The following is a 2,274-nucleotide window of genomic DNA, read 5'->3' on the forward strand; positions in this document are numbered from 1 at the left end:
GAATATCGACGAGAGAATGACCGTTATCGAGTTTTGAATTATAATCCTTAATAACCGCATTGAGTGCATCATCTCCGGTTTTGAACCTCTTCAGCAGACGTTCCCATGTTTCGTGCTGTGCGTGTAGAAACTGCCACAGCATCCCGGGGTCAACGCGACGTTTTATGTCGAAGTCTTTTGAGCTACGGCCGATATATAGAGGGGAAGCCAAGAGAGCAGCTTCGATATGTTCTTCAAAACGAGTTTCGTTGTCAGCGTTCATGATATGCGATTTGAGAGGATTAAACAACTTTTCTTTTACCGGTAACAACTTCAGAGATCAACGATTGACGAAGCTCTACAAGAGTGTCACGTTTCTTTTTCAGTTTCGCCTTCAGACCATCAATCTCGGCACACCTCTTGTCAAGATAATCGGCAATCTCATGCTGCTCATTCACTGGAATATCCAATAATGGAGCATTTGAAAGTTTTTCTTTTGTGAGATGAGCTATACTCACTTGACTAACAATAGACCAAAAATATTCTTTCTTGGACATGAAATAAATCCAATAGGCACAATATCTTGAATCAGTGTCAATGGGTGTTACCTTGTGTACTGAATTCTGAATAAAGAACGCGTTTTTATGATTATGCCAAATGGCGACTTTGCCAATATCACCACCTTCGTTGACTACCAAGTCCCCTTCTTGCAATTCGTAAATTTTCTTTTCAGAATCGTTGAACCACATTTCCTCAACTTCATCTAAGTTAAGTTGAAGCCACCCGATATTTCGAGATTTTAGATATTTTTCACAGGTATATTTATGTTCCTGCCCCTTGGGAGGTTCAGACATTAACATCTTGCCTAAGGTGATTATTGATTTATTTTTAAGCCTTGAGACCTTCCAATGCTCGGGAATTTCGCCGATCCAGTCGATGCCGGAGGCGCGGAGAGGGACGATGGGATTGAGTCCGCGGGTGACGACGCGCGAAATTTCGCTTTGTTTCAGTTCGTCAATCAGCTCAATCTCCCGGTCAACCTTTGCAATCGCAGCATCAATCTCACCACACTTCTCATCAAGCCACGCCGCTATAGCCTCCTGCTCAGCAAGTGGAGGAACGCATACCGGAAAGTCCTTCAACCAAGGTTGACGCACAGAGTCAACGGTATTTTTGGCTCCGCCTTCTTCAATTTTATATTTAAAAAGAGATTTTAAATACTGATACAAAAGAATACCTTTAATCTGTCTGAAATTATGGAAATTATAAACTCTCTGATGAAAGTCAAATTTACCATTAGCATAATGCAGAACTTTACCGGCGCCAACTCCATCACCAGCCATTAAAACAGCTTCTCCGTCAAAAGTATAAGAATTGATTCTCTCGATATGCGGAGAGCGCACATAGAATGGATAAATGCCATCATCTACCCGATTTACAGTATCTTTATCACCCGTAATCATATCACACAGATAACGCATTCTTACAACATTCCAATGGCTTGGTATTTCTCCAATCCATTCAACGCCTGACGGCTTGTATGAGTCGTATCGCTGTTTCATCACGCTTCGGAGATTAGAGATTTGAGACTGGACGTTGTGTCTGATTCAAGTGCCATCAGTTCGCCGAGAATTTCATCCGTCGAACGTAGTGGAGTATAGCGATAGAACAGACGCGTGAGAGGAAACTCGCAGCCGACCTTGTCCTTGCTCGGGTCGCGCCATGCATCAGGAACAAACGGCAATACTTCGCGCTTGATATATTCGTCTATGTCCTCTTTCATCGGAATAGTCTCGGTGTCGGTCAATGCCGGGTCAATAACCCATTGACCTTTTTCATCACCGGGTGTAACCCATACTATCGGTGCCTCAGGGTCAGCAGTACCAAGTGTGCGAACCAACTTGATTACAGCCTGTGTGGGCTTCTTAGGAAGAATCCGCTTCAGTTCATTGAAAACCTCCACGTCGGTGAGCCTCCCATCCGGAAAAGTCATCGCGGCAATCTTTTCCAACACTTCTTTGTCGGCCTTTTTGACTTTATCTGCCTTGGCCGCTTCAGCCGCCTTCTGTGCGATATTCTCGTAGAAGAGACGTAGCGGGCGGCAGATGGTAACAGTAGTGTATAGGAAATCCTCAATATCCATCAATCGTGCCATCTTCACATCCTCAGTTTCAGGAAGTATCGCATCCTTGAAATCACCGTATAAGTTGACAATCTCGTCAATGGCCTCATCCGGGATTTCGTAGCGTTTCTTACCAAGTGAGCGTTGGAGCAGTTTGGCATAACGAGGATGGG

General features: G+C 44.2%; 2 protein-coding genes and 1 pseudogene. All 3 read right to left on the reverse strand.

Features of this window, described 5'->3' with window-relative positions; translation table 11 throughout:
• On the reverse strand, window positions 1-262 hold a 262-nt coding region (locus C5O24_RS12730; RefSeq protein ID WP_133165594.1), incomplete at its 3' end, for a hypothetical protein.
• Between the two features lie 19 nt (window positions 263-281).
• Window positions 282-1,541: a restriction endonuclease subunit S gene (locus C5O24_RS12735; protein WP_107036496.1), complete on the reverse strand. Its 1,260-nt coding sequence runs from the start codon at window positions 1,539-1,541 to the stop codon at window positions 282-284.
• Window positions 1,541-2,274, reverse strand: a pseudogene (locus C5O24_RS14150) (N-6 DNA methylase); the annotation flags it as partial. The gene C5O24_RS12735 and the pseudogene C5O24_RS14150, both read right to left, overlap by 1 nt.

Origin of the sequence: Paramuribaculum intestinale, assembly GCF_003024925.1 — a bacterium.
GTDB lineage: Bacteria > Bacteroidota > Bacteroidia > Bacteroidales > Muribaculaceae > Paramuribaculum > Paramuribaculum intestinale.

Bases quoted from the DNA above. Each gene is read 5' to 3' on its own strand.
- C5O24_RS12735 (WP_107036496.1), bottom strand. From the start codon at position 1,541: ATGAAACAGCGATACGACTCATACAAGCCGTCAGGCGTTGAATGGATT.